Below are 19692 nucleotides of genomic sequence, written 5' to 3'. Positions count from 1 at the left end.
TTGGGGGAAAACCACGCCGCTGATCCCCGTTCTAAGACAACAGCGATTACCGGCCTGTGGCGGCTAGATTACAAAAAGTTCATGTCGGCGACAGGCGTCCGCTCGAATCTACTAAGGGCCGCCATAGATCGGCCCCGCCAGCCCCTCCTGGCGTGCCTTGATCTGCAGCGCGAGAAACTTGGAGAAAAAGCGGCTGAGCGCCAAATTGCCGCCGTGGAACCAGAGGTTCTGCTGCGCAACCGGTTTGTACATGTTGCGCAGCTCGCCGTGCCAAGGTCCGGGATCGTTGCGCGTCCCCGAGCCCAGGCCCCAGCAGGGGCCGATGCGGTCGGCCGTTCTCCGGTCCACGATCTGCGCGACCACTTCGTGCATCGAATGAAAGCCGGTCGACTGAATGATCACGTCGGCCTCGATCTCGCTGCCGTCGCTGAACGCAACACCGCTCGGCGTCAGGTGGTCGATCTCGACGCCCGCCTTGATCCGGATGTGTCCATCGATGATGAGCTGTGAAGCGCCGACGTCGATGTAGTAGCCGGAGCCGGTCCGATAGGCCTTCATCATCAGACCCGTCTCGTCGGGGCCGAAATCCAGCAGGAAACCGGCCTCTTCAAGCTGACGGTAGAAGTCCGCGTCATATTCCCGGATGCGATCGTATAAGGCCTTCTGCGAGGGCGGCAGCAAGGCGAAGGGCGTTGCCGCAGCCATCAGGTCGGCGGTATCGACATCGATGCCCTGCGCGACGGCCTCCTCGGAATAGATGTCGAAGGCGAACTTCATCAGCGTTTCCGAGCGCACCACCGTGGTCGGCGAACGCTGGATCATGGTCACCTCGGCTCCGGCTTCCCAGAGGTCGACCGAGACATCGTGACCGGAACTGGCCGCCCCAATGACGACGACCTTCTTGCCCGCATAGCCGGAACCATCGCTGTACTGGCTTGAATGCAGGACCTCGCCCCGGAAGTCCTCCTGTCCTGCCAGTTGCAGCCGTTTCGGCGGACCGTAGGCGCCGGTCGCGAAGACCAGCTGCGTTGGCCGAAGCGTGACCGGGCGTCCATCGCGCAGCAATTCCACGGTCCAGCGCTGCTCAGACTCGTCGAAGCGCGCGGAGACGCACTCCGTTCCGCCCCAGTACACCAGTTCCATCACCTTGGCGTACATCTCCAGCCAATCGCCCATCTTGTCCTTCGGCGTGAAGACGGGCCAATGCTCCGGAAAGGGGATGTAGGGAAGATGGTCGTACCAGACAGGATCGTGCAGCACGAGCGAGCGATAGCGATTGCGCCAGGAGTCGCCGGGCCGCGGGTTCTTCTCGACGATCAGCGTCGGCACGTTGAGCTGGCGCAGTCGGGCTCCCAGCATGATGCCGCCCTGCCCGCCCCCGATGATCAGGCAGTAGGGGTCCTGGCCTGTCTCGAAGCCGGAGAGTTCAGCCGCGCGCGCCTCCGCCCAGGTCGTGCGGTTGCGGTCCGCGCCGTGCCGAACGCCCAGCGGCCGGGTCGGCCCGCTGGCCTCCTCATGGCCGTCGAGCGATTGAAGCGTGGTCAGGATGCTGCGGCACCGGCCGTCGTGTAGTGTTGCAATGCCCAGCCCCTTGCCGACAGCCGTGGTGAAGGTGAACCAGAGCCGGGTTTCCGTTGGGGAAACCGTCTCCGCATCGGTGATCTGCCAGCCCGAGGGGGTGGTGTGCGCAAGGGTGCGTCGCAGCATATCGGCAAGGGCTGCCTTACCCTCAACCGTCTTCACGTTCCAGGTAAAGGCCACGAAATCGCGCCAATAGCAGTCGTCGTGGAACAGCGCGAGCGTGGCGTCAACGTCCGCTCGCGCAAGGGCATCGCCCAGACCACTTAGCCAGCGCGCGGCTTCGCTGCCATCCACCCTGTCATGCATTGCTTCCCCTCCGAGCTTTTCCAACTGGGCAGATATCGCCGTCCGCCGGGTCAGTCGCCCAGCGGCTCTAGCACCTTGCCCTGGCGGTGATTGAGAACGGTGTACTTGATCCGGCGCAGCGTCTCGCGCGCATGCGGATCGAGCCGGTAGCCCACGGCCGTCGAAACAAGGTCGATGATGGCAAGAAAGGCGTAGCGCGACGCCGTCGGCTTCAGGGGATCGGGATACTCCGGAATATCCACCGTCAGCGCGACATCCGCCGTCGAGGCGAGATCCGTGTTCGGCGCGGTGATCGCCAAGGCACCGGCGCGGTAGTGTTTGGCAAGCGCCACCGCTTCCACAACCTCCCGGGTACGGCCCGTGCCGGAGATCGCTATGACCAGATCGTTCCGCTTGAGCGTGGACGCGGTCATCTTCATCACGTAGGGGTCGGAATGGGCCGCAACTGTGATGCCGTAGCGGAACAGGCGGTTCTCCGTTTCCAGCGCAAGAAAGCTCGAGCTGCCCCCAAGGCCAAACACCAGGACCTTGCCAGCCCTGGCAATCATGTCTGCAGCCTTCAACACCGCACGTGGGTCAACGCTGTGCTCAACGGCGCTCAGTGCATTGCGCACTTCCTGGAAGACCACATTCCACAGGGGAGAGCCATCTTCTCCGGGCTCGCCCGGCGCCATTGGAGTCAGGTAGAGGCGCCCCACCACCACGCTTTGCGCCAGCTTCAATTTGAAGTCGCGCACCCCGTCACAGCCGATCGCACGGCAGAAACGTGTGACCGTCGGCTCACTGACATCGGCGCGCCGTGCAATCTCGGCATTTGAAGCGCCGACACTGAAGGTGACATCCGCCAGCACCGCATCGGCAACCCGTCGTTCGGCCGGTCGCAATTCGCCATAGGAGTCCTTGATCAGGGAGAGGATATCCGGGATCGGTTTCCCATACGCCTCCCCTTGACCGTTCTCCGGCAATGGCCCGTTGAGCTGCTCCTCGGTGGTACTCAAAGTGGCTCCTCTCTCAGCCGCTCAAACCTGATCGACCGCCGTGATCGCAGTGTGATCGCGCCGTGATCACCCTGCGCCACAGGCGCGCCGATTTATGCAGAATGTAGGAAACCTACAAACTAGGCAAGAGCGCAAACCTCAGAAAATTGCGGAAATAGCCCCATGGTCCCAAGATCGCTTGACTCAGAAAGTCGGATAGTTACAGACTGATTTCCGAACGATGACCGGCGCGAAAATCACCCCTGGAAAAGGGCAAGTCGCGCACGGTTGAGCAGGGCAGCGCGAGGGACCATGGCCGCGAGGGATTCCCAATTCCCCAAACTGGACGTGAGGGAAGCCACCAAGGTTTACCACACGCGCTCGGGTGACCTCCTGGCGATCGACCGCTGCTCCCTCGCCGTCGAGGAAGGTGAGATCGTCTCGATCGTCGGCCCCTCAGGCAGCGGCAAGACCACCCTCCTCTGGTCGATGTCCGGCCTGCACCACCTCACCAGCGGGGAGATCGCGCTCGACGGCCAGCGGGTCGACGGCCCGCATCCGGACATCAGCATGGTGTTCCAGGATGCCAACCTCCTGCCCTGGCGCACCATCGTCGCGAACATTCGCTTTCCTTTCGAGATCAAGGGCGCGAAGCCGGACACCGCCTGGATCGATCAGTTGATGCATCGCGTGGGGCTGGAGGGCTTCGGCCAACGCATGCCGCGGGAGCTGTCCGGCGGCATGCAGCAACGCGTGGCGCTGGTGCGGGCCCTGTCATTCAAGCCTTCCGTGCTGCTGATGGACGAGCCTTTCGGTGCGCTCGATGCCTTCACCCGGGAAGAGATGAACCACCTGATCGAGGAGATCTACCTCGATACCCGCACCACCATCGTGCTGGTGACCCACTCCATCGACGAGGCGATCTTCCTGTCCGACCGGATCGTGGTGATGAGCGCGCGTCCGGGGCGGATCGCGAACATTCATCGGGTTCCCTTCGAGAGACCACGCTCGCTTGAGATCATGGGCACCAAGGAGGTCTTTGACCTGACCCACACGATCAAGAGCGAGATCGTCGGCGACCAGATCAGCAAGGCGCGGAACCGCAAGAACGCCGCGAACCTGTCCAAGGCCTCTTGAGGAAGCGTGTGATGGCAAGCAGCGACGCAATACCCGATTTCAAGCAGTCCCCGGATGGCGGGGGAGAGGTCGGCGTTGCCAACATGTCGGGACTCGCTGCGGGCCCGGGCATCAAGTCCGCACGCGAGGTCGCGATCATAGCGCTGGTCGCTGTCCTCGTCATCGGCGGCGCCGAACTGCTCTTGCTCGCCTTCGGCGTGCCGCAGTACGTGCTGCCGCGTCCCAGCGAGATTGCCTGGGCATTGGTGACCGACTTTCACCTGATCGCCCCACACCTGGGCCACACCTTGGTCGAGCTGATCTCGGGCTTCACCATCGGCGCAACGGTCGGGCTCATTCTGGCCGCCGTTATCACCCAGTTTCCCTTCGCCGAGAAGATCATCACGCCCTACATTCTGCTGCTCGTCACCACCCCGATGCTGGCTCTGGTGCCCTTGCTGATCCTGCGTTTCGGCTTCGGCTACGAGCCGCGCATCATCGCAGTGGCGCTGGCTTCTGGCCCCATGGTGATGATCAATGCCACAACGGGCTTCCGGCGGGTCGACAGCGCGAAGATCGCACTCGCGCGCTCCTATGGCGCCTCCACGCTGCAGATCTTCTGGAAGATCCGCGCGCCCATGGCGCTGCCGATGATCTTCGTGGGCCTGATGGTCGGTTCGATCTTTGGCCTGCTGACCGCAGTGGGCGCGGAAATGGTCGGCGGCGGCTTCGGTCTCGGCAACCGCCTGACCTCCTATTCGTCGATGATCCAGATGCCGCAGTTCTTTGCGGTCGTGCTGATCCTCTCGTTCCTGGGGATCCTGATCTACATGATCTTTTTCCTTCTGGCCAAGCGCTACGCGAGCTGGGAGGCGTGACAACAACCTGACGGAAGAACAGGCGGCCCGGTGCGCGGGCCCTCAGCAAACAACCACCTGACAGGGGGATAACCGATATGAAAAAGCTTCTGATGCCCAGCGGCATAGGCCGCCGCACCTTCCTTCAAGTTTCTGCCGGTGGCCTTGTCACCGCCTCTGCACTGGGACGCTTTAATCCGGCCTCGGCGGAAACCTACGACGGCTTCACCTGGATCTCGCCCCGCGGCTCACTGGAAGTGCTCGACGACTACGGTCTTTGGGCCGGCAAGAAGATGGGCTACTTCGGAGACCTGGAGTTTGACACCCAGCCCGGCCCATCGGACGGCACGGCCACGGTGAAGTTTGTGGACGTGGGTCAGGCTGACATGGGCTACCCCTCCCCCGGCATCTTCTCCTTCGCCATCGAGAATGGCATGGCGTTGAAGTCGGTGTTCCACATGGGCGCCCGCGACACCTTCAGCCTCGCCTTCCGCAAAGGCGAAGGCTCGAGCGACCTCAAAGACCTGGAAGGAAAGACCGTTCTTCTCGGCTCCGCGGCCTGGCAGTCGATCGTCGATCCCATGTTGGCGGTGCAGGGTGTCGACATCTCCAAGGTGGAGTATGTCGAGGCGGGCTGGCCGACGTGGGCCACGGCCCTGCAGGCGGGCCAGGGCGACGCGGCCCTCAGCTGGGAAGGCTTGCGCGCTGAGTGGATCGCGACGGGTCTGGACTTCGAGTATTGGCTGGGTGTGCAGCACTCACCCCTCTTCGCCAACTCCTTCGTTGTCCGCGAGTCCGACCTCGAAGACGCTGACCGCCGCGCCTTCCTCGTGCAATACCTGCGCGGCTGGGCCATGGGTCTGGAATTCGCCTACCACAATCCGCGTGCCGCGGTGGAAAGCGTGTTCGAAGAGTTCCCGTCGCTTGCCAGCAACCTCGGTCCGGAGCTCGGCACCACCTCGATTCTGCAGCAGATCAACGTCTATCGCGGCGACATGGACCAGCGCGCCGGCTGGGGCGATCACGACGTAGAAGCCTGGCAGGTCTTCTTCGACACCATCCACGAACTTGGTCAAATCTCCAGCGCCGTGAACGCGGAGGACTACGTGACCAACGAGTTGATTGCCGAAGCCAACGACTTCGACAGAGACCAGGTGAAGGCCGATGCCGAAGCCTACACTCTCTCCGAAGAGTTGGAGGCCGTGGATGTCGAAGAGATCCAGGCGCACCTCTTTGACCAGGCCGTGTCCGATTAAATACTGCGACAAATGATGACGGCGGGCGGTCCCGGTCGCCCGCCGTCACAGAACCCAAAGAAACTCCAGGGAGGAATGCATGGCCGAGAAGGTGAAAGTCCTAGTTGTCGGACTCGGCAACATGGGGGCGTCCCACGCCAGCGCCTATCACCGCAATTCCGGCTTCGAGATCGTCGGGCTGATGAGCCGCACGATCAAGTCGAAGCAGATCCCGGAAGAGCTGCAGGGCTACCCTCTCTTCGAGGATTTCGAGCAGGCACTGGCAGAACTCAAGCCCGACGCCGTTTCGATCAATTCCTGGCCCAACACCCACGCAGAGTACGCCATGAAGGCGATGAACGCCGGCGCCCATGTCTTCATGGAGAAACCTCTGGCCACGAACATCGAGGATGCCGAGGCGGTGGTGCGGCTGGCCCGGGAGAAGAACCGCAAGCTCGTGCTCGGCTACATCCTCAGGGTTCACCCCAGCTGGACCAAGTTCATTGAACTGGGCAAGACACTGGGCAAGCCGCTGGTGATGCGCCTCAACCTCAATCAGCAGAGCAGCGGGCCCGCCTGGGCCTGGCACAAAAACCTCATCGACAGCCTAATCCCGATCGTCGACTGCGGCGTCCACTACGTGGATGTGATGTGCCAACTCACCGGGGCGAAGCCGGTGCGGGTGCATGGCATCGGCGCCAAGCTCTGGGACGACGCGGCCCAGCCGAACTACGGCCACCTGCACGTCACCTTCGATGACGGATCGGTCGGCTGGTACGAGGCCGGATGGGGGCCGATGATGAGCGAGGTCGCCTTCTTCGTGAAGGACGTGGTCGGGCCAAAGGGCGCGGTCTCGATCGTGCCGGATCCGTCCAAGGCCAAGGCCGAGGAGGATGGCATCTCGGACTCTGCCGACATCGACCGGCACACGACCACAGATGCCATCCAATACCACCACGCCGAGTTGGACGCAGACAAGAACTTTGCCCGCCAGGACGAGGTTTTCCAAATGGCTGATGAGCCCGGCCACCAGGAACTCTGCGATCGCGAACAGGCCCTTTTCCTGCGCGCCATCCAGGAGGACCTGGATCTAAGCGAGTCCATGGACGCTGCGGTCAACAGCCTGCGGATCGTGTTGGCGGCAGAGCAGAGTATCAAGGAGGAGCGCGCGATCGACCTGACGTGACCGCCAGCCTACTCGGGCAGGAGGGCAGGTGCGCGGTTTTCCGGCCCTGCCCTTCCTGACACCAAGCGGAGACAATACCATGAGCCAAGCGGCAGGCGCGGCGCCATTCGATCGCGTACTGAAGGGTGGTCGCGTCCTCGATGAACGGCACGGCCTGGACGAAACACTGGATGTGGGAATCAAGGCGGGACGCATCGCAGCCGTGTCCCCCGCCCTCCCCACGGAGGGCGCTCAGGTCGAGAATGTCGCCGGGGCGCTGGTCGTTCCGGGACTGATCGACATCCACACCCATGTCTATCACAAGGCCACGTCGCTGAGCGTCGACCCCGGCCTGATCGCCCGCCGTTCGGCCACGACCACCCTGGTCGATGCCGGCAGCGCAGGTGCCGGAAACTATGACGGCTTTCGCGACTACGTCATGGCCCATTCGCCCTACCGCATCTTCGCTTTCCTGAACGTCTCCTTCCCCGGCATCTTCGGCTTCGAAAAGGGCGTCTCCATCGGCGAGGCAACCCTGCGCGAAATGCTGCCGGTCGACCGCTGTGTAGCGAAGATCGAGGAGAACCGGGACCGCATCGTCGGCGTGAAGGTGCGCATCGGCGGTCCTGTCACCGGAGACCTGGGCCTGGGTGCGCTCGAGCTGGCATTGGAGGCGGCCGAGGCCGTGCAACTCCCGCTCATGGCCCACATCGGCACGGCGCCGCCAAGCTACGCCGACGTCGTATCCATGCTGCGCCCCGGCGACATCCTGACCCACTGCTTCAGGCCGGAACCGAACTCCGCACTTGCGCCGGACGGTGACCTGCTGCCGGAGGTGCGGGCTGCGCGCGAGCGCGGTGTGCTCTTCGACATCGCGCACGGGATGGGCGCCTTCGGCTATCACTCGACGGAACAGGCACTTGAACGCGGCTTCCCGCCCGACCTGATCTCCTCGGACGTTCACGTCATCGCCATCGAAGGCCCCGGCTACGACCTGCTCCACACCATGAGCAAGCTGCTCAACTGCGGCCTGCCGCTCCCGGATGTGATCGGCATGTCCAGCAACCGGCCAGCACTGGCGATCAACCGACCCGACTACGGGCAGCTTGGCGTGGGCGCTCCGGCGGACATCACCGTGCTCAAGCTCGAGGCCAGCGACTTCCCCTTCCGGGACGTGGCCGGCGAGACCCGCCAGGGGACGCACCTGCTGCAACCGCTCGCCGTCTATCTCGCCGGAAAGCCGATGGAGCTCGGCCGCCGGCCCTTCGAGGAGCCGCACCTGCTTCGGAATGCCGGGCACTGAGGGAAGGAAACCATGAGCTACAAGGCAATATACAGCTACGCCTGGGACTTGGCGGAGACCGGCGTGGCCGAGGCCACCCGGACCTTCCGCGGGCTCGGGCTCGACACCGTGACCCTCGCCGGCAGCTATCATGCCGGCAAGTTCCTGCGGCCCCACGGCAAGACGGGAAAGGTCTACTTCCCCGAGGACGGCACCGTCTACTTCAACGCCGATCCGGACCTCTACGGCGCCATCAAGCCGGTCGCCAACAGCCTGGTGGCGGAACGCGACCTCTTCCGCGAACTGACCGATCAGGGGGAGATGGCGGTCAATGCCTGGCTGGTGCTGCTGCACAATACCCCCCTGGGGATGGCGCATCCGGAGGCCGTGGTCCGCAATGCCTTCGGTGACCCCTACTTCTACAATCTCTGCCCCTCGGCGCCTGAAGTGCGACGCTACGCTGTCGGCCTGGCACGCGACGTCACCGAGAACTATCCCGTCAGCGGCGTATCGATGGAATCGCCCGGCTTCACGCCCTATGCCCACGGCTATCATCACGAGTTCGCGCTGATGAACTCGAACGCCTGGCTGGAGAACCTGTTGGGCCTGTGTTTCTGCGACCACTGCGTCAGCGGCGCGGAGGCGAAAGGCATCGACGCCCGCCGACTGAAAGCCAGAGTTGCCGAAGACATCACAGGCTACCTCGAGAGCGACCTGGACTACCCGGACGACATGGCCGAGGCCTTCTGGCGGGCGGACCTCGTCGAGAACGCGGACTTGCGCCGCTACCTGGACTACCGTTCCTCCGTCGTCACCTCGCTGGTGGCGGACATCCGCGCTGCCGTGCGCCCGGATGCCACGGTGGCCGTCATCCCCTCCGTGGCCCGTCCGACCGCCGGCTGTTGGTACGAAGGCAGCGATCTGCAGGCGTTGGCGCGCACGACGGGCTTGGTCGAGGCCTGCTTCTACGAAGCCGGGCCGGAGCGCGTGAAGGCCGACCTCTTCGACATCCAGCGCCGTCTCAAAGGCGAAGGAAAGCTGCGTGGCATCCTGCGCCCGGCGCACCCGGACTTCGACTCACCGGCCGCGCTGAAGGCCGCAGTCGAGGCGCTGCAGGCCGGTGGGGTGGAGGAGATCGCCTTCTACAATTGGGGCCACCTTCGCCCGCGCAACCTGGCCTGGATCGGCAAGGCCCTGGGAGGCACGACCCCGGGAGGTTCAGCATGAGCGGACAGTTCGCAGGCAAAACCGTCGCCATTACCGGGGCCGCCGGTGGGATCGGGCGGCAGCTCTGCCGCTTCTTCGGTGCCGAGGGCGCGGCGATCGCGGCGCTGGATCGCAATCCGGATGTGAAAAGCCTAGTCGACGAGCTGGCGCAAGACGGCATCGCCTGCCGCGCGGCGGTCGCCGAATTGTCGGATGCACCAGCAGTGGAGGCCGCCTTCGCCAAGTTCGGCGCGGTGCACCTGCTCATCAACAACGCCGGCGTTTCCCGCCACAACACCCTGCGCCAGACCGACCCGGCCGGTTGGGACGAGGACATCGACGCCAATCTCAACGGCGCCTACCGCTGCGCCCATGCCGTCCTGCCGCAGATGGTGGAACGGCGGTCGGGCTCGATCGTCAGCGTCGGCTCCATCAACGGCCTCTACGCGCTGGGCGACCCGGCCTACAGCGCCGCCAAGGCAGGCATCATCGCCATGACCAAGGCCATCGCCATGGAGTACGGCCGCTTCGGCATCCGCGCCAACTGCGTGCTGCCGGCAACCGTGCGCACACCGATCTGGGATGCGCGCAAAGCCAAGGATCCGGAGGTCCTGAAGCGTCTGGAGCGCTGGTATCCGCTGGGCCGCATCGTCGAGCCAGAGGAGGTCGCCCGAGTGATCGCCTTCCTCGCCTCCGATGCCGCCAGCGCCGTAACCGGCGTTGCGCTGCCGGTGGACTGCGGCCTGACCGCCGGAAACATCGTCATGTCGCGCGAACTCACGCTGGAAGATTTCTGAAGGAGGTTCCCATGGACCGTTTGCGAATGGGCGTGATCGGCCTCGGCTGGTTCGGGGAGATTCACGCCGAAACCATCGCCGGGGTGCCGAACCTGGAGCTGGCCGCCCTGTGCACCCGCACCCCGGAGCGGCTTGCCGAGATGGGCAAGAAGTTCGGTGTCTCCAAGCTCTATCGCGACTACCGCGAGATGCTGGATGATCCCGATATCGATGCGGTGTCGATCTGCACCATGTGGGATCAGCACACGGCACCCGCCGTCGATGCCCTGAAGGCCGGCAAGCACGTCTTCCTGGAGAAGCCCATTGCCTCCACCGTGGCCGATGCCCGGACCATCACCGCGGCCGCCAAGGACGCGAAAGGCATCCTCTTCATCGGCCATGTGGTGCGCTTCAACCCGCGCTTTCGCATGGCCAAGCAGGCAATCGATGAGGGACGCATCGGCAAGATCGTCGCTCTGTCGTCGCGCCGTAATATCCCGGCCGCCTGGACGCCCACCATCCTGGAAAAAATCGGCCCCATCGTCGGCGATGCCATCCACGACACCGACATCATGCTCTGGATGACCGGGGACCGGATCGTTTCGGCCTATGCCCAGACCGTGGATGTTCGTGGGCTGAAGTATCCGGACATCGGCCAGACGATGTACCGCTTCGCCGGTGGAGCCAGCGCCACGCTGGAGACCGTCTGGTGCATGCCGGAAAAGACACCCTTCGATATCGATGAGCGCATGTCGATCATCGGCTCCGAAGGCATCATCCACATTCAAGATACCTTCCCGAACCTGGCGATCGTCGACGACAACAAGCTGCACTCGCCGGACACCACCTACTGGCCGATGTTCAACGGCGTGCGGGGCGGCGCCCTGCGCGAGGAGTTCAACTACTTCGCCTCCTGCGCCCTGAAAGGCGAGGCTGTCACCATCGGTACGGCCGAAGATGCAACGGCGGCTCTCGAGGCGACCTTGGCCGCCGAGGAATCAGCAAGAACCGGTGAACTGGTGAGGATAGGATGATGCGCAAGTACGAATTCGATCACGTGGGGATCACCACCACCGAACCTCAACCCGAGGAGAACTGGGTCGAGGACAGCAAGGTCTGGGTCACCAACCCGCGTAAGCACCCGGAACACATCGAGTTCCTGCGCTATCGGGAGGACAGCACGGTACCGGCCGCGGTGCGGGACAATCCCCATGTGGCCTACCGGGTCGAGGCGCTGGAGCCCTACCTGGAAGACGCCGAGGTGCTGATACCGCCCTTCGTCGTCGGCGATTTCCTTGAAGTGACCTTCGTGCGCAAGCACGGCATGATCTTCGAATATATGCACTATCTCAAGGAGGGCTGGTTCGACGAATGACCTTCCGGAGCAAGGATGACCTTCCCGCACCGCTGGCTGCCGCGCTGCAGCCGCTGGAGCGAACGCTGGAGACGCTGGAAACCCCTGCCGTTCTGGTGGACGCCGAGGTGGCGGATGCCAACCTGCGCCGCTGGCAGGCGCGCTGCGATGCGGCGGGCCTGATCAACCGTCCGCACATCAAGACCCATCGCAGCGTCGCCTGGGCGCAGCGCCAGATCGAACTGGGGGCGCGCGGCATCACCGTGCAGACCGTGGGCGAGGCCGAGGTCATGGTCGCCGCCGGCATCACCGACATCTTCCTCACCACCAACGTACTCGGTCCGGCCAAACTCGACCGACTGGCCGCCGTCGCGCGGCGGAGCAGTCTCGCCGTCGTGGCGGACAGTGCCGAGGTCGTGGAGGGCATAGCCGTTGCGGCGCGCAGTGCGGGCGAAAGCATTCGCGTCTTCGTGGAGTGCGACACCGGCGCCCACCGTTGCGGGCTGGCCGAGCCGGAGGACATTGCCAGCTTGGCCGCGGCCGTAGACGGAACGGACGGACTGGTTTTCGGCGGTCTCATGACCTACCCCGCCGCCGGCCAGCGCCTGCAATCCGGCGAGCGCCTGGAGACAGCCCGCGCCGCCTGTCTAACACGCGGCCTCCAGGTTCTGGTCATCACCTCCGGCGGCAGCCCGGACATGTGGTCGGACGAGGGATTGGCGCCGATCACCGAATATCGGGCCGGAACTTACATCTACAATGACCGCTCCCTGGTCGCCGGTGGTGTCGCGACCATCGAGCAGTGCGCCCTGACAGTCCTGGCCACCGTCGTCAGCCGGCCAACGGCGGACAGGGCCATCCTCGACGCCGGCTCCAAATCTTTGACCTCCGACCTGCTGGGGCTGGATGGTCACGGACTGGTCCTGCCCTATCCGGAGGCCCGGCTCTACGGGCTGAGCGAGGAGCACGGGCATCTGGATGTGTCGAGATGCGCCACGGCACCGGAGGTCGGCGAAAGGCTGCGCATCCTGCCCAACCATGCCTGCGTCGTGTCCAACCTCTTCGACCGCGTTTTCCTGACCGCAGGCGACACACTTCTGGGCGCCCTGCCGGTGGACGCTCGCGGCCGGTCCAACTGAACCCGCAACAACGCGATCAAGCACAGACAAGGAGTTCCGCCATGACCAAGCAATGCTTCGGCAACGCCAAGGTGCCGCTTTCCCCGGCCGTACGCGCCGGCGATTTCGTCTTCATCTCCGGCCAGGTGCCGGTTGACCAGAGTGGAGCCATCGTTCCCGGCGGAATCAAGGCCGAAACCGAACAGGTGATGAAGAACATCGAGGCCGCGCTGGCCCTGGCCGGCTGCAGCCTTTCGGACGTGGTCAAGACCACGGTCTGGCTGAAGCACGCCGAGGACTTCGCCGACTTCAACGCGGCCTATGCCCCCTTCTTCCCGCAGGATCCCCCCGCACGCACCACGGCCGAGTCCCGGCTGATGATCGACATTCGGGTCGAGATCGAGGCCATCGCTTACAAGCCGCAGTCCTGAGGTCGAGCGCAGCCCCGCTCACGTCGGCAGAAGCTGCGCATCTACTGCGCGTTCAGGCTCGGCAGCAGTGCCTGGAAGATGTCGGCCGGTAGATTCTGGTTTTCGCCGGTGCCGTTCATCAGGATGGCCACCACTCGCTCAGTCCCGGGGGCGTACATCACCAGCGACTGATAACCGAGCCCGGCTCCGGTGTGGCCGATCCAGCCGCCAATCTCACCCATGGCGAAGCCGTAGCGGTCATAGTAGGGGCTGCTCGGGTCGTCGTCGGTAGGCCCGAAAGCGGCGAGCCGCTGCGCATGAATGTCATCGTCCAGCAGACTGCCGGAGCCCAGGGCCTCTCCCCAGGCCACAAGATCGCTGAGCGTGCCGGTGAGGGCGCCGGCAGCCCCGAACCAGCCGGGGGCCACGGTGGGGAGCGGCTCCGCTGCGCCGCCCTCTTCCAGTTGGAACGCGCCCGCCGCAAGCTCTTCACGACTGAAGCCATAGTGCACGGATGTCAGGCCCAGGGGCTCGAGGATCCGCTGCCGCACGACAGCCTGCCAGGGCTCGCCCGTCACTTGCTCGATGACCGCCCCCAGCAGCAGCGTGTTGGTGTTCGAGTACTGGTAGGCAGTGCCCGGGGCAAAGCTGATCTCCTGCGCAAACGCCAGTTCCAGCAGCTCGCGTCGCTCGGGCTCACGTTCTGGCGCCGCCAGCAATGCATCGACCAGCGCGGGGTTGTCGGAATAGTCCGGCAGACCCGAGCGCATCGCCCCGAGCTGACGCAGAGTGACCTCATCGCCTCCCGGAATGTCTTCAAGGTAGGTGCCCAGCGGCGCATCGAGATCCAGAACGCCTTCCTGCACCAACTGCAGCACCACGGTGCCAACGAAGGACTTGGTGATGCTGCGGTAGGCGAAGCGCAGTTCCCGTGCGCCCTCATCCTCGGCATTCGGGTGCTCCGGCCGCACGAGGCTGATGACCGAGGTGCCGTGCTCATCGGAAATAGCCAGTTGCACGGTGGGTGGCCGCTCGACATCGATCACCGTTTCGATAAGGGCTGCAACATCGATCGCCTGAGCGACCGGCTGCGGTCCGCTTGCCTCCTGTGCCGCTACACCCGGGACGTTCAGAGACGCCAGCAACAACAGCACTGCCCCGGCAGCTAGTTTCAAGCTCACGCAGCCCTCCTCCCGATCAGAAGCGCCTCGACCCAAATCCTGGCGCGCCTGCCGGCACGGCGACGGCGGCCTTTGCATCCAAGCGCAGCAGGCTCACTGGCCATAGCGGGCAAAGAGCTGCTCCAAGGCCTGCTCGGCGGCCTCGTCGGCTGCCTGTCCCGGCGCGTTTGTGACGACGGCGATGGACAGTTCGCGTTCAGGGTCGACCAGGATCTTCGCCAAATTCATGCCGTTTGAGCCATTGTGCATGAGCTTTGGCCCATCCGCCCAGGGCGGCGTCACAACGCCCCATCCCATGGCATACTCGCCCTGATCCGGCGTGCCCGGCGGGGGGTTCTCACGACGAGGTGTGCGCACCTGGGCACGATGCAGATGATCGAGAGTCTTGCGCGTTACGATGGCAGGGTTGGGATCCCCCGGGGCGGCGTTCCAGGCGCCCCAGCGCACGAAGTCCAGCACCGACATGTGCGCCGCACCCGCCGGCCCGAGCAGGGCCGGCACATCGGCCGCGGGGCCCCAGAGGATCGGTGTCAGCTCCCCGTCCTCCTGCGCCAAATGACCGACCGGCGCGTCATAGCGCCCACGTGTGGCCTGTGGGCCGAGCCCGGCACTCTCCATTCCGAGCGGATCGAAGATCACCTCGTGGATCAGCGCTTCCCAGGGGCGCTCGGCCGCTGCTTCGGCCATCGCACCGGCAATCAGGTAGCCAAAATTGGAGTACTGGAAGGGCGAAGGACCGTCCGGCACAACCGGGGCCTCCTGCTTGACCTGCTCGATCGCCCACAGTCGCGCCTCGACGAGGTTCAGTTCCGCTGCTTCCGGAGAGAAATAGAGTTCAAGGAACTCAGCCGTGTCGCTGGGAATGCCGCTCGAATGCGACAGTAACTGCGTGAGAGTCACCTCGGCCAGCGCCGGGTTCATGTCCTCAACGCGCTCGCCAAGAACCTCACCTACCTGACTCTCCCACTGCAGAGCGCCCTGCTCCACCAAGCTGCCCAGGATGGTGGCCGTCATGGCTTTGGTATCCGAGCCGATGTGGAAGCGGTCATCAACGGTAACAGGCAGCTCCATACCCTGCACCCGGGTGCCGACCGCTCCGGCGGCGACGATCTCCCCGTCCCGGCTGACCGCCGCAGCAAGCGCCGGCAAAGCCTGCGCTTCGCGCAAGGGTGCGAGCAGCTCAGCAAGATCATCCTGGGCTGAGGAGGTTTCCGGCAGGCCGCCGACAAGCAGGCCAATGATACCGACTGAAGCCAGGGCTTTGAGACTGGTCATTCTTGTTTCCGGACGTTGAGCCAACACCTTCGCGCAGCTTAGAGACCACTTTGACTGGCGACAAGCGCCCAGCGGCACGCCCCGTCAGCAACACCATTGTCCCATTGAGACAACAGGCTCCGGAAGAGGCCGCACTTAATCAGGGGCGCTCGGCGCGGGTTCCGACGCAGATTGAAATAGAGCCGATAAGGTCACATGCATGTCATGAACTGACTCTTGTAAGGCGACTGAAATAGGCTGCATTTATGCATTTAATTGTGATCGCTGTTCGGTTCGCGTGCTGTCTTCTCATTGAACATGAACAGACGATGGTCATCTGTGATCGATACAGTTGCGATAATCAGGAGGTATCTGGTCATGATCCACATGCGGCACCCAACAGCACTAGCCGCCCTTCTCTTGGCCACCACGGCAATGCCGGGTGTGGCCTTTGCAACTATCGAGGGAGCCGAGCCACGCGCCTGGGCTGCTGCCGATCGCAGCGCCGTGGGCGCGCAGTCCGCTTCAGGTGAGATAGGCCTCATACAGCTCGCGCAATCGCGCAATGTCTTGGACATCCAAGCCCGGCTTAACCGCCTGGGATACCAGGCCGGTCCGGAAGACGGTATGATGGGATCGCAGACGCGCAGAGCAATCGAGGCCTATCAGTCGGATGAAGGCTTGCTCGTGACGGGCGAGCCCTCGCAATCCCTGCTGAACCACATCGAGGAGAGCGTCGAACAGCGTTTCGGCCGCGCCGAACAGCCCGAAGCGGACACACGTGCCCAGGAAGCCGGCGAGGAGGCCACTGACGACCAGGCTGATATGATCGCGGCAATTCAATCCGAGTTGCGCCAGCGCGATTATCGCATGCCCACCGTTTCCGGCGAAATGAACGATGCGACGCGTGAAGCGATCCGAGCCTATGAGCGCGATCGGGGCTACCTCGTGACCGGCCGCGCCACCCCGGAACTGCTGGAAGATCTACGCGCGGACAGCAACCGCAGCGACCGCGACAATCTTACGAGCAGCAACATCGCCGCCATCCAGCAGGGTCTGAATGAGCGTGGATACCAGGCCGGGCCGGCCGATGGTGTCATCGGACCGGCAACCCGAACCGCGATCCGGACCTATCAATCCGACGCCGGGATGGACCCGACAGGCCGTGTCTCGGCCGAGCTTCTCAGCCGTCTGCAAGGCGACAGGGCCGATGATGAAGATGGCGCCGAGGCGAACGATGATCGCGACGCCGGCGCGTTCGTCACGCTGCTGTCCGACGATTTCGACGACGGCGATTACACTTCGAACCCCGGATGGCGCATCGCGTCGGGGGAGTTCTCCGTACGCAACGGCGGATTGACGAGCCGCATGGACCCGCCGCGCAGGGATACGGTGGAAGGCGTCGGCCTGCAGCTGCTGGGTTCCGTGCTGGAACGGGAGCTGGGCATTCGCCTGCCGTCTCAGGGCGGCGTGGCCACCGCCCACACCGCCGTGGCTATTCCCGAAACCTTCCGGATCAGCGCGGAACTGTCTGGACGCGACCTCACCCGCGGCCAGGTCAACATCGGCCCCTATCGCGGCAACCAGCTTGGCCATGGCTACCGCTTGGCCTATCTCGACAACAACGCCGAATCCCTGGCGCTCTTGCGTATGACAGGAGACGACCAGGTGGTGCTGGACAGCACATCACTGTCGCTGGCCAACGATCAGACGGTGTCGCTGGATTGGGAACGCCGGGAGGATGGGGCTATGACGGTCGCGCTGAACGGCAACGTGGTGCTGCAAGCCAACGACACGGCCTTCTCCGGGGGCTTTGACGGCTTCTCGCTGATCAACGCAGGCGGCGAATGGACCCTACACAGCGTAGCGATCGAAAGCCGCGAATAGACTCTATCGAGCTTCACAGGTCAGTCCGCACCCCTCCAAAGGTGACGGGCTGACCCCCGCGTCTCGGTGCTCGCCTGCCTCGGCCTCGCCCCTTCCGACGAGGTTGTTTGGTGTGGAAAACGTGCCTCGTCCTCCCTTTTCGCTGGAGCTAGACATGGCACAGAATGTTTACGACAACCCCGATTTCTTCGCCGGCTACAGTCAACTGCCCCGGCAGGTTCAGGGATTGGACGGTGCGCCGGAATGGCCCGCCGTTCGTGCCCTGCTGCCGGACCTGGCCGGCAAACGTGTGGCCGACTTGGGCTGCGGCTTCGGCTGGGCGTCGCGCTGGCTTCGCGATCAGGGCGCGGTATCCGTTCTCGGTGTTGATCTGTCACAGAACATGATCACAAGGGCACGTGCAGACACCGACGACTCAAGTATTGAGTACCGGATCGCTGATCTGGAAACACTTGACCTGCCCGAGGCCGCCTTTGATCTTGTCTATAGTGCTCTGACCTTCCACTATATTCGCGATTTCGAGCGGCTGGTCAGCATGATCGCCTCTGCGTTGGTGTCTGACGGAGGTCTGGTGTTCACCATCGAACACCCAATCTTTATGGCAGCCGCCCATCCGGACTGGATATCAGACAAAGAGGGTCGGAAGACCTGGCCGGTCAACGGCTATTCCGTTGAGGGCGAACGCCGCACCGACTGGTTCGCCAAAGGTGTGCTGAAGACCACCGGACTTTGGCAACAACGATCAATGGCTTGATCCGCGCGGGATTTGAGTTGCGCCGGGTGGAAGAGTTCGCGCCCACGCCTGATCAGCTCATAGAGATGCCGTTCCTCCCAGAAGAACTGGAGAGGCAGATGATGTTGCTCGTTTCGGCGCGCAAGAACTGAGGGCTTCAATCTCCCCACCCTCCAAAGGCCGGATGAAAGATCATAGCGGTTTGGCTTGGGACGGGACCAGATGAGGGTGAAGCAGTATGGCCGATGATACCGGCAAAGACCGCGCGCACTGGACCAAAGCCGCAAACGAGTGGATCGCCTGGGCGGGAAAACCCGGCCACGACGCGTTCTGGGCGTACAAAGACCATCTGATCAACTATATCGGCGAGGGTTGCGGGCAAGCGCTCGAGGTGGGATGCGGCGAGGGGCGCGTCTCGCGTGTACTCAAGCACTGCGGCTATGAAGTAACGGCGACCGATCCGGTGGCTGAGCTCGTCAAGGCAGCTCAGAACTCAGATTCTGCTCATCACTATGCTGTTTGCGCGGCTGACGCCTTGCCCTTTCCGAGCCTCAGTTTCGATCTGGTGGTGGCCTATAATGTGCTGATGGATATTGAAAGTATGCCGGCTGCGCTCACCGAGATGCGCCGGGTCATGCGACCCAAGGGATTGCTGATGATATCGATCGTGCATCCCCTCGCCGATGCCGCACGCTTCACAGACGGGGGGCCGGAGGCACCTTTTGTCATCACCGAGCCGTACTTCGGGCGAAAGCAATTCGAAGGCACCGAAGTCCGCGATGGCCTGCGAATGTCCTTCTTCGGCTGGTCTGATTCCCTTCAGGGCTATGCTGACGCGCTTGAGAATGCTGGTCTAGCGATTGTCTCCCTGAAGGAGCCGATGCCCGACACTCATTTCGGCGCCGACCAGATGAAGAGATGGACTCGAATGCCACTATTTCTATGGTTAAAGGCTCGGTCTTTGGCACCGTGAATGAATGATAAGGATGGGCGAAAGCTCGGCTTTGGCGGACCCCCTCCCTACCAGTCGCCAAGCGAACCTCCGGATATTCCGCTAAGAAGTCAGTCTCGGTTCACTCGAACCGTCAGAATGCTTGCTCCGGCAAGTGCTTTTGGCACAACACAAAAATCAGCTGGGCACCTCTATTAACCTCACAGCGCTGGCCTGTTTATGATTCACTGGGCTGGTGGACGCGCGGGGAGGCAAGGGATGGCGAAAGCTCCGGGATTGTTTGACGTGGAGGAGCGGCTGCA

Annotated in this window: 19 protein-coding genes; 15 read left to right on the top strand and 4 right to left on the bottom strand. The window is 63.6% G+C overall.

Annotated elements, in window-relative coordinates; genetic code table 11:
* Positions 1–111 precede the first annotated feature (111 nt).
* Both P2G67_RS15540 and P2G67_RS15535 read right to left on the bottom strand, forming a co-directional pair.
* Entirely contained in the window at positions 112–1887 is a 1776-nt protein-coding gene (locus P2G67_RS15540; protein ID WP_275824183.1) for an NAD(P)/FAD-dependent oxidoreductase, read from the bottom strand.
* Between the two features lie 50 nt (positions 1888–1937).
* The gene (locus P2G67_RS15535; RefSeq protein ID WP_275824182.1) at positions 1938–2885 is read right to left on the bottom strand and encodes a MurR/RpiR family transcriptional regulator; all 948 of its coding nucleotides are present in this window, start codon (positions 2883–2885) and stop codon (positions 1938–1940) included.
* Positions 2886–3176: 291 nt separating this feature from the next.
* Here P2G67_RS15535 and P2G67_RS15530 point away from each other — a divergent pair, with 291 nt between their 5' ends.
* From P2G67_RS15530 to P2G67_RS15480, 11 genes are all read left to right on the top strand, one after another.
* Complete coding sequence (locus P2G67_RS15530) at positions 3177–4001, top strand: ABC transporter ATP-binding protein (protein WP_275824181.1); 825 nt, start codon at positions 3177–3179, stop codon at positions 3999–4001.
* Between the two features lie 11 nt (positions 4002–4012).
* Positions 4013–4858 carry an ABC transporter permease gene (locus P2G67_RS15525; RefSeq protein ID WP_275824180.1) on the top strand — a complete coding sequence of 282 codons (846 nt, stop codon included), beginning with the start codon at positions 4013–4015 and terminating at the stop codon, positions 4856–4858.
* 77 nt (positions 4859–4935) lie between these two features.
* On the top strand, positions 4936–6093 hold the full coding sequence (locus P2G67_RS15520) for an ABC transporter substrate-binding protein (RefSeq protein WP_275824178.1): 1158 nt from the start codon (positions 4936–4938) through the stop codon (positions 6091–6093).
* A gap of 79 nt (positions 6094–6172) precedes the next feature.
* Positions 6173–7258 (top strand): Gfo/Idh/MocA family protein, encoded by a 1086-nt coding sequence (locus tag P2G67_RS15515; protein ID WP_275824176.1) that lies wholly within the window; start codon positions 6173–6175, stop codon positions 7256–7258.
* 79 nt (positions 7259–7337) lie between these two features.
* Complete coding sequence (locus tag P2G67_RS15510; protein ID WP_275824175.1) at positions 7338–8540, top strand: amidohydrolase/deacetylase family metallohydrolase; 1203 nt, start codon at positions 7338–7340, stop codon at positions 8538–8540.
* A gap of 12 nt (positions 8541–8552) precedes the next feature.
* Positions 8553–9746, top strand: a complete 1194-nt coding sequence (locus tag P2G67_RS15505) for a hypothetical protein (protein WP_275824173.1) — start codon at positions 8553–8555, stop codon at positions 9744–9746.
* Positions 9743–10522 (top strand): SDR family oxidoreductase, encoded by a 780-nt coding sequence (locus P2G67_RS15500; protein WP_275824172.1) that lies wholly within the window; start codon positions 9743–9745, stop codon positions 10520–10522. The genes P2G67_RS15505 and P2G67_RS15500 overlap by 4 nt, the downstream gene beginning before the upstream one ends.
* A gap of 11 nt (positions 10523–10533) precedes the next feature.
* Positions 10534–11535 carry a Gfo/Idh/MocA family protein gene (locus P2G67_RS15495; RefSeq protein WP_275824171.1) on the top strand — a complete coding sequence of 334 codons (1002 nt, stop codon included), beginning with the start codon at positions 10534–10536 and terminating at the stop codon, positions 11533–11535.
* Positions 11535–11876, top strand: coding sequence for a hypothetical protein (locus P2G67_RS15490; protein WP_275824170.1), 342 nt, complete (start codon positions 11535–11537; stop codon positions 11874–11876). The genes P2G67_RS15495 and P2G67_RS15490 overlap by 1 nt, the downstream gene beginning before the upstream one ends.
* A complete protein-coding gene (locus tag P2G67_RS15485; protein WP_275824168.1) occupies positions 11873–12994 on the top strand; it encodes an alanine racemase in 1122 nt (373 codons plus the stop codon). The genes P2G67_RS15490 and P2G67_RS15485 overlap by 4 nt, the downstream gene beginning before the upstream one ends.
* Positions 12995–13035: 41 nt before the next feature.
* Positions 13036–13404, top strand: coding sequence for a RidA family protein (locus P2G67_RS15480; RefSeq protein ID WP_275824166.1), 369 nt, complete (start codon positions 13036–13038; stop codon positions 13402–13404).
* A gap of 41 nt (positions 13405–13445) precedes the next feature.
* Here P2G67_RS15480 and P2G67_RS15475 read toward each other — a convergent pair whose 3' ends face one another.
* Positions 13446–14564, bottom strand: coding sequence for a serine hydrolase domain-containing protein (locus P2G67_RS15475; protein WP_275824164.1), 1119 nt, complete (start codon positions 14562–14564; stop codon positions 13446–13448).
* A 93-nt stretch (positions 14565–14657) separates the two neighbouring features.
* Positions 14658–15839: a serine hydrolase domain-containing protein gene (locus P2G67_RS15470; protein WP_275824163.1), complete on the bottom strand. Its 1182-nt coding sequence runs from the start codon at positions 15837–15839 to the stop codon at positions 14658–14660.
* Between the two features lie 357 nt (positions 15840–16196).
* Here P2G67_RS15470 and P2G67_RS15465 point away from each other — a divergent pair, with 357 nt between their 5' ends.
* From P2G67_RS15465 to P2G67_RS15455, 4 genes are all read left to right on the top strand, one after another.
* On the top strand, positions 16197–17705 hold the full coding sequence (locus tag P2G67_RS15465; protein ID WP_275824162.1) for a peptidoglycan-binding domain-containing protein: 1509 nt from the start codon (positions 16197–16199) through the stop codon (positions 17703–17705).
* A 154-nt stretch (positions 17706–17859) separates the two neighbouring features.
* Positions 17860–18459, top strand: a complete 600-nt coding sequence (locus P2G67_RS15460; RefSeq protein WP_322099729.1) for a class I SAM-dependent methyltransferase — start codon at positions 17860–17862, stop codon at positions 18457–18459.
* On the top strand, positions 18435–18590 hold the full coding sequence (locus tag P2G67_RS16410; protein ID WP_322099728.1) for a hypothetical protein: 156 nt from the start codon (positions 18435–18437) through the stop codon (positions 18588–18590). Before P2G67_RS15460 ends, P2G67_RS16410 begins: the two co-directional genes overlap by 25 nt.
* 86 nt (positions 18591–18676) lie before the next feature.
* The gene (locus P2G67_RS15455; protein ID WP_275824161.1) at positions 18677–19411 is read left to right on the top strand and encodes a class I SAM-dependent methyltransferase; all 735 of its coding nucleotides are present in this window, start codon (positions 18677–18679) and stop codon (positions 19409–19411) included.
* Positions 19412–19692: the final 281 nt, after the last annotated feature.

The organism is Aquibaculum arenosum, from assembly GCF_029222965.1.
Classification (GTDB): domain Bacteria; phylum Pseudomonadota; class Alphaproteobacteria; order Kiloniellales; family DSM-21159; genus Aquibaculum; species Aquibaculum arenosum.
Note: the sequence above shows the minus strand (reverse complement) of the source record. Positions and strands in the feature narration are given on the sequence as shown.